Origin of the sequence: Microcystis sp. LSC13-02, assembly GCA_002282935.1 — a bacterium.
Taxonomy (GTDB): Bacteria; Cyanobacteriota; Cyanobacteriia; order Cyanobacteriales; family Microcystaceae; genus Microcystis.
Map to the genome: position 1 here is coordinate 1 of MTBT01000298.1, position 6,498 is coordinate 6,498.

The 6,498-nt window shown below is 42.6% G+C and carries 7 protein-coding genes and 1 pseudogene; 6 read left to right on the top strand and 2 right to left on the bottom strand.

The window, feature by feature from the left end; translation table 11 throughout:
* Window positions 1-87 precede the first annotated feature (87 nt).
* The 4 genes from BGL89_RS18640 (at window position 88) to BGL89_RS18655 (ending at window position 3,675) form a co-directional block, all read left to right on the top strand.
* Window positions 88-489 carry an Npun_F0494 family protein gene (locus tag BGL89_RS18640; protein ID WP_286827017.1) on the top strand — a complete coding sequence of 134 codons (402 nt, stop codon included), beginning with the start codon at window positions 88-90 and terminating at the stop codon, window positions 487-489.
* Between the two features lie 556 nt (window positions 490-1,045).
* Window positions 1,046-2,521, top strand: a complete 1,476-nt coding sequence (gene cobQ, locus BGL89_RS18645; protein WP_286827018.1) for a cobyric acid synthase CobQ — start codon at window positions 1,046-1,048, stop codon at window positions 2,519-2,521.
* A gap of 9 nt (window positions 2,522-2,530) precedes the next feature.
* Entirely contained in the window at window positions 2,531-2,770 is a 240-nt protein-coding gene (locus tag BGL89_RS18650; RefSeq protein WP_286827019.1) for a 2Fe-2S iron-sulfur cluster-binding protein, read from the top strand.
* A 287-nt stretch (window positions 2,771-3,057) separates the two neighbouring features.
* Window positions 3,058-3,675 carry a class I SAM-dependent methyltransferase gene (locus BGL89_RS18655; RefSeq protein WP_286827020.1) on the top strand — a complete coding sequence of 206 codons (618 nt, stop codon included), beginning with the start codon at window positions 3,058-3,060 and terminating at the stop codon, window positions 3,673-3,675.
* Between the two features lie 100 nt (window positions 3,676-3,775).
* Here BGL89_RS18655 and BGL89_RS18660 read toward each other — a convergent pair whose 3' ends face one another.
* Window positions 3,776-4,480 carry a cytochrome b/b6 domain-containing protein gene (locus BGL89_RS18660; protein ID WP_286827021.1) on the bottom strand — a complete coding sequence of 235 codons (705 nt, stop codon included), beginning with the start codon at window positions 4,478-4,480 and terminating at the stop codon, window positions 3,776-3,778.
* Between the two features lie 46 nt (window positions 4,481-4,526).
* On the opposite strand from BGL89_RS18660, the gene BGL89_RS18665 reads away from it, so the two are divergent.
* Both BGL89_RS18665 and BGL89_RS18670 read left to right on the top strand, forming a co-directional pair.
* Window positions 4,527-5,267: a TIGR00297 family protein gene (locus BGL89_RS18665; protein ID WP_286827022.1), complete on the top strand. Its 741-nt coding sequence runs from the start codon at window positions 4,527-4,529 to the stop codon at window positions 5,265-5,267.
* A 36-nt stretch (window positions 5,268-5,303) separates the two neighbouring features.
* Window positions 5,304-6,359 carry an amino acid ABC transporter substrate-binding protein gene (locus BGL89_RS18670; RefSeq protein ID WP_286827023.1) on the top strand — a complete coding sequence of 352 codons (1,056 nt, stop codon included), beginning with the start codon at window positions 5,304-5,306 and terminating at the stop codon, window positions 6,357-6,359.
* A 2-nt stretch (window positions 6,360-6,361) separates the two neighbouring features.
* Here the strand turns inward: BGL89_RS18670 and BGL89_RS18675 are convergent.
* Window positions 6,362-6,498: pseudogene (locus BGL89_RS18675) on the bottom strand (lipid kinase); the annotation flags it as partial.

The following is a 6,498-nucleotide window of genomic DNA, read 5'->3' on the forward strand; positions in this document are numbered from 1 at the left end:
TTACATTCTGGCATATATCGTGTAAATGCGCTAATATTTAACGGTAAAGCCGTCGTAGAACGACGGGGTTTCAGACCCAAATTTTCGATGAGCCTATCGACTCCCACCGTTACCGCGATCAATTATCCTGATGCTACCATCACTAGGGCTGAACGCGCCCTCTGTTGTTCTCCTTTCCGTCTCACCCTATTCGCCGCTATGCTTGAGCGAAGTGTATCACTTTTAAGCATCCCCGGTCCTGGAGGTTTAGAAAAAGGTTATACTTCCAGACTGCTGACGGAAGCGGCAGCGGAAAGCTATCTTCTCTGGTTGATTAAAGTGGGAATTTTGCGGCGCGAAGTAGATGGACAGGGGATAACCGATAGTTTTCGTCTCACTCCTTTAGGGAGGAAATTAATAGAAAAATGGCAACCCCAAGGGTATCTTTTCCCTAAACCCAATTTCTGGCAAAGATTTTTAAATACTCTGCAACGTTGGTTTTCTTTTTAAGCAAGAGGCAACAGGCAACCCCCCCAACCCCTCGACATCGGGGGGGGTTAATAGAAAGAATCTGGCAATTCTCCTACCTAAAAAAAGGTTATAAACTAAGTACATCAAAGCTTTTAGCTTAACAAATTAGGTTGTAGATTCGGCCATTGTTATCAGTTATCATACCAAATCCGGGTTCTTCGGTTTGTGTTATGCAATCGACGAGGGTTATAAGGGATGAAACCCTTATAGAGAGAGACATTACTGCGATTTTTGTCAACTGTTCTCTCGCCAGATAAGGATTTAGTCGATTTATGCCACCCTATCGAACCATAACAAGTAACGAAGAACCCAAATCCGGTTATTAAAGACTGATTATTTATTCTCCCTTTTGCCTATTGCATGAGTGTCTCTCCTCATAAGTAGCCTATACTCAACGGATTTAGTATCAGTTATCAGATGTGAGTTTTCAGTTACTGGTTATCAGTTATCAACTGTTTACTGATTACTGTTTATTGATCACTGATTACTGTTTACTGTTTACTGTTCACTGAAAATACTCAACTAAAAAAACTAGATGAAAGCAATCATGGTAGTGGGGACAACATCCCACGCGGGTAAATCTTTTTTAACTGCGGCCTTATGTCGTCTATTAAACCGGAAAGGTTGGCAGGTAACACCCTTTAAAGGTCAGAATATGGCTCTTAATGCCTATGTTACCGCCGGAGGGGGAGAAATGGGTCACGCCCAGGCGGTGCAAGCATGGGCCGCGGGGACAATTCCCCGGGTAGAAATGAACCCAATTTTATTAAAACCCCAGGGAAATATGACCTCTCAGGTGATTATTAAAGGCAAGGCTGTTGGTGTCACCATGGCAGCGGATTATTATCAGAATTATTTTGAGCAAGGTTGGCAAGCAATTAAAGAATCTTTAGCTAAATTATCAACAGAATTTGATCTAGTTGTCTGTGAAGGTGCGGGAAGTCCGGCGGAAATAAATCTCAAACATCGCGATTTAACTAATATGCGGGTGGCTAAATATCTGGATGCCGCTACTATTTTGGTGGTGGATATTGATCGCGGGGGGGCTTTTGCTCACGTCGTCGGTACGTTAGAATTATTAGAACCGGAGGAAAGAGCTTTAATTAAAGGTATTGTGATCAATAAATTTCGCGGACAAAAATCTCTCTTAGATGCGGGGATTACTTGGCTAGAAGATTATACAAAAATTCCTGTGTTAGGAGTTCTTCCCTATAGTGATATCTTTTTAAGTGCCGAGGATTCTCTCAGTTTACTCGATCGCCCCGCCCAAAAACCAAAAGCTGAACTAAATATCATTGTCATTCGTCTGCCTCATATCGCTAATTTTACTGATTTTGACCCTCTCTGTGGTGAAGCAACGGTTAATGTACGTTATCTAGAATTACAGGAATCTTTAGGTTATCCCGATGGGGTAATTATCCCGGGTTCTAAAACGACTGTCGCTGATTTAATCGCTCTTGATCAAAGTGGTATGGCTAATCAATTACAAGCCTATCACCAAAGGGGAGGTATTATCTTTGGCATCTGTGGTGGTTTACAAATGTTAGGGCGATTAATCCTGGATCCTGACCATCGAGAAAGTACATACAGTGAGGCAGCAGGTTTAAATTTACTGCCCTTAAAAACGGTAATTACTGCCGAAAAAATTACCCGTCAACGACAAGTTTTATCCAATTATCCCCAAGCGGGTTTACCGGTAATGGGATACGAAATTCACCAAGGAATAAGCCAATGGGAAAGTGAATCAGGTTATCAAAAAATGTTCGAGGAAGATGCTAGTCTAGGAATTGTCAATGATTCTCTCTCAATTTGGGGCTGTTATTTACATGGTATCTTTGATAATGGTTCTTGGCGAAGAACTTGGTTAAATCATCTGCGTCAGCGTCGCGGTTTATTATCTTTGCCTACGGGAATTGCTAACTATAGTGAACAAAGAGAAATAACCCTGGATACTATGGCTAATTTAGTGGAAGAACATTTAAATCTTAAACCTATTCTTGCTCATTTGTAAGGAGAAATTATGACTATTTCAGTGCGTTTTTTACCCGATGATATCATCATGGAAGCGGAAACCGGAGAACTATTATTAGATGTGGCCAAAAAAGCAGGAATTGACATTCCTACCGGCTGTTTAATGGGTTCCTGTCACGCCTGTGAAGTAGAATTAGATGATGGTAGTCAAATTTGTAGTTGTATTACCGGTATCCCCAGCGATCGAGATTCTTTAACCGTTCATTTATACTCCGATCCGCTTTGGTAGTTGTTCAGGTTTTCTGATAACAGAATTCAGCTATTACTGTTAAGTTGACGACTTCTAACTCGGAGAATACTGACTCGGAGACTTATCGTCTAACGGAAGGTTTTTGATTTTTGCAGGATGTCCATTCATAATAGTAAATGCAATATATTTATAAAATACCATGGTACATGGTATCAATGGGATGTGACAATAAATTTCACTAAACCCTTGACAAAAGTTACTTTTTGTATAACCCTGCGATAGTGGTGATGCCACGCAAAACACTTACACATTAACTGTTTTAAAATATGTCAGATTATTATCATTATCAAAATTCTTGCTGTGGGACTGCCCACGCTTATTTGCTACCTTCTCCAAGTCAGATTTTTGCCGATCTTGCTCCTCCTGAAAAGCGTATTTTTGATCTCGGTTGTGGCAACGGATCGATCGCTAATTGGTTATCAGAAAAAGGATTTCAAGTCAGTGGCTGCGATCCTTCCGAATCGGGGATAGCAGAGGCAAAAAAAGCCTATCCTGAACTTGATCTCTACGTTGGCTCCGCCTATGATGATCTGGCTAGTAAATTTGGTACTTTTCCGCTGCTAATTAGTTTGGAAGTGGTAGAACACGTCTATGCCCCGCGCGATTATGCTAAGACCGTTTATAATCTGCTGCAACCCGGAGGAGCTGCGCTGATCTCCACTCCCTATCATAGTTATCTGAAAAATTTGGCCCTAGCGGCTACGGGCAAGATGGACGATCATTTTACCGCTCTTTGGGATCACGGACATATTAAATTTTGGTCTGTCAAAACTATCACAAAACTGTTAACAGAAGCTAATTTATCGGTAGAGAAAATCTATCGTATCGGTCGTATTGCTCCCTTAGCGAAGACGATGATTATTCTCGCTCGTCGGGGTCAATAAATCATACTAAATCTTGTTTAAAAGGTATATGAGAGGAGGGAGCAGGGAAGTTAAGCATTTGTACTAAAACTTCCAATACGCAGTTTAAATACAGTACACCTTAGTCAAACTTGGGAACAATCCAAGCCGCTATAATAGCCAATAAAATAACAATTTCTAAGACTTTGTATAAGTTAAGAGATTGTAGCCACTGAAAAGTATTAGCTAGACGCAAACTTAACCCCCATTGACGTAATTGAGACAACCATAATTTCGGACTATCTTGTTCACGAAAACGCCATTTAAGGATAGATAATAACAGGGGAACCCCTCCCACTTTAGCAGTCATGAGCAGGTGCAGGATCAGACATACTGCCATAATTAACCAACTGAGCAAATGGGCATAATACCAGAAGTGATTTAATTCCCCTTCTGGTAGCCATTTGGAATCCATCATCCGGCCACTATACAAAGCAAAAGTTAGGGCAAAAAGAGTCAAAGTATTGACTAAACGATGGAGACTATACCACCAAATCGGCTTACCAAATTGGGTTAATTTGTTAAGAGAATCACTTTGAATTAATCTTTTGTTGCCCCGACGAAAAGCATAGATAGCAAAAATAGGAAAAATAATCAGAGTATAGAGGCCAAAAGTGCCGTGAATACTTTCAATTTCTCCATATTCTGGTAAGGGCAGTTTTAACCAACGACCGTCAAAAGTATCATAGGTCCAATAGGCCGTAACCATGGCGGCAATCAGGACAATTCCCGTGAATCCGTGCAGAATTCGCAGTAAAAGAGGTTGATAAGGTTGATTAGTTTTCATGAACTCGATCGATACAATGGGGGGAGGTAAACTTTAGCCCGATACTATGTTAACTAATCCTTGGCTCGTCGCTGTTCTTCTCAATACCATCCTCCTCGGAATCGCCTGGATTGCCCCAAAAAAGCTCTTAACTGCCATGGGTTATCTCCATGCTTGGGTTTTAGGGGTAATTGTCTGGGGAAGCTTAGGATGGCGCGGTTATCTAATTGTTTTATTCTATTTCCTCGTCGGTTCTACTGTCACCCGCATCGGTTTAGCGCGCAAGGAAGCAGAGGGAATCGCCGAAAAAAGAGCGGGGGTACGCGGTCCAGAAAATGTCTGGGGTTCCGCTTTAGCGGGGGCAATTTGCGCTATCCTAAGTCTTTTTGCCGCTTCTCCCTGGGATTACCTCTTAATACTCGCTTATGTGGCTAGTTTTAGCACCAAATTAGCCGATACTACTGCCAGTGAGGTGGGTAAAGCTTACGGTAAAACTACTTATCTAATCACTAATTTTAAATCCGTCCCCCGGGGAACAGAAGGTGCTGTTAGTTTAGAGGGAACGCTCGCCGGTTTGCTGGCAGCCACGGCTATTTCCCTGTTAGCATGGGCTATCGGTGCGATCGATCCTATCGGTGTGTTATGGTGCGTAATTGCGGCATTTATCGCCACCAATATTGAAAGTCTCATCGGTGCTACCCTACAAACTCGCTTTCTGTGGTTAACTAATGAATTGGTCAATGTGATCAATACGGTTATCGGTGCGATCGTGGCTATACTGTTAAGCTTCCTCTGGTCTTTCAGCTAAAATTAAGTGACTAAAAAAAATTTTCAGAGAATATCTATGCTAAAGTGGCGTTTTTGTGCATTGACCCTGCTTTTACTGCTAATTACTGCCTGTGGCACGGAAAATCAACCCAATTCTAGTTCTAACACTGCAAGTAGTCCCGATGCTGGCCGCTTGCCAACGGTGAAAAATCGCGGTAAGTTAATTTGTGGCATTAACGGAGAAGTGCCGGGGTTTAGCTTTGTTAATGAAAAAGGCGAATATTCGGGCTTAGATGTGCAAATTTGCCGAGCTATTGCGGCCGCTCTCTTTAATGATACCTCCAAAGTCGAATATCGTAAACTTAGCCCCCAAGAGAGATTTACTGCTGTGCAGACGGGAGAAGTGGATATCCTCAGTCGCAACACCACTTGGACGATTAACCGGGATACCGCCCTGGGGATGGAGTTTATCACCCCGGTTTTCTATGATGGTCAAGGAATTATGGCCACGAAAGCCAGTAATGTTAAGAAATTAGAAGATTTGAGCGGAAAGTCCATTTGTGTGCTATCGGGAACCACCACAGAACAAAATCTGGCCGATGCCATGGCAAAAGCGGGAGTTCAAGGTTATAAACCGATCGTTTCCGATGATGTGGAGGCCTTATATACAGCTTATCAGGCGGGGCGTTGTCAGGCCGTCACCTCCGATCGCTCCCAATTGGTGGCCCGGCGCTCGGTTTTTCCCCGACCGCAGGATCATCAATTATTAGAAGTGGTAATATCTAAGGAACCCTTGGCCCCGGCCGTGGCCGATGGTGATCCCCCTTGGTCGAATGCCGTCCGCTCGATCGTTTTTAGTTTAATTCAAGGGGAAGAATTTGGGATTAACTCCCAAAATATTGCCACTTTTGCCGATAGCAAAGACCCCAGTATTCGGCGCTTTTTGGGTATCGACGAGAAGTTAGGTGAAGATATGGGTTTACCCAATGATTTTGCCCAAAGAGTCTTAAAACAGGTGGGTAATTACGGGGAAATTTATGATCGTGAAATCGGTAAACCCCTGCAACTCGATCGAGGTTTAAATAATCTTTGGACAAAGGGGGGTTTATTATATTCTCCTCCTTTTCGTTAATTTTAAAACTGTGTTTCCTGACGGGGAATATAGACTCCTAAGGCCGTCGGAATAACTCGAAACATGGCGGGAGTAGTGCTAGTAATTTCGCCATCGGTGTTGATACTATGGGGTTTACGAGTCTGAATTTGAATTTCTT

Coding starts and splice junctions, on each gene's coding strand:
- BGL89_RS18640 (WP_286827017.1), top strand. CDS start 88: ATGAGCCTATCGACTCCCACCGTTACCGCGATCAATTATCCTGATGCT.
- cobQ (WP_286827018.1), top strand. CDS start 1,046: ATGAAAGCAATCATGGTAGTGGGGACAACATCCCACGCGGGTAAATCT.
- BGL89_RS18650 (WP_286827019.1), top strand. CDS start 2,531: ATGACTATTTCAGTGCGTTTTTTACCCGATGATATCATCATGGAAGCG.
- BGL89_RS18655 (WP_286827020.1), top strand. CDS start 3,058: ATGTCAGATTATTATCATTATCAAAATTCTTGCTGTGGGACTGCCCAC.
- BGL89_RS18660 (WP_286827021.1), bottom strand. CDS start 4,480: ATGAAAACTAATCAACCTTATCAACCTCTTTTACTGCGAATTCTGCAC.
- BGL89_RS18665 (WP_286827022.1), top strand. CDS start 4,527: ATGTTAACTAATCCTTGGCTCGTCGCTGTTCTTCTCAATACCATCCTC.
- BGL89_RS18670 (WP_286827023.1), top strand. CDS start 5,304: ATGCTAAAGTGGCGTTTTTGTGCATTGACCCTGCTTTTACTGCTAATT.